This is a genomic window from Vibrio sp. OPT46 (genome assembly GCF_015163535.1).
GTDB lineage: Bacteria > Pseudomonadota > Gammaproteobacteria > Enterobacterales > Vibrionaceae > Vibrio > Vibrio alginolyticus.
Genome location: NZ_JADDYG010000482.1, coordinates 1 through 322 on the forward strand (window position 1 = coordinate 1; position 322 = coordinate 322).

Consider the following 322-nt stretch of genomic DNA (forward strand, 5'->3'; position numbering starts at 1 on the left):
ACACGCGGCATGGCTGCATCAGGCTTGCGCCCATTGTGCAATATTCCCCACTGCTGCCTCCCGTAGGAGTCTGGACCGTGTCTCAGTTCCAGTGTGGCTGATCATCCTCTCAGACCAGCTAGGGATCGTCGCCTTGGTGAGCCCTTACCTCACCAACTAGCTAATCCCACCTAGGCATATCCTGACGCGAGAGGCCCGAAGGTCCCCCTCTTTGGCCCGTAGGCATCATGCGGTATTAGCCATCGTTTCCAATGGTTATCCCCCACATCAGGGCAATTTCCTAGGCATTACTCACCCGTCCGCCGCTCGACGCCGTTATCGT

The 322-nt window shown here is 57.5% G+C and carries 1 rRNA gene; it reads right to left on the minus strand.

Features of this window, described 5'->3' with window-relative positions:
- Positions 1–322: ribosomal RNA gene (locus IQR33_RS20420) — 16S ribosomal RNA — on the minus strand; the annotation flags it as partial.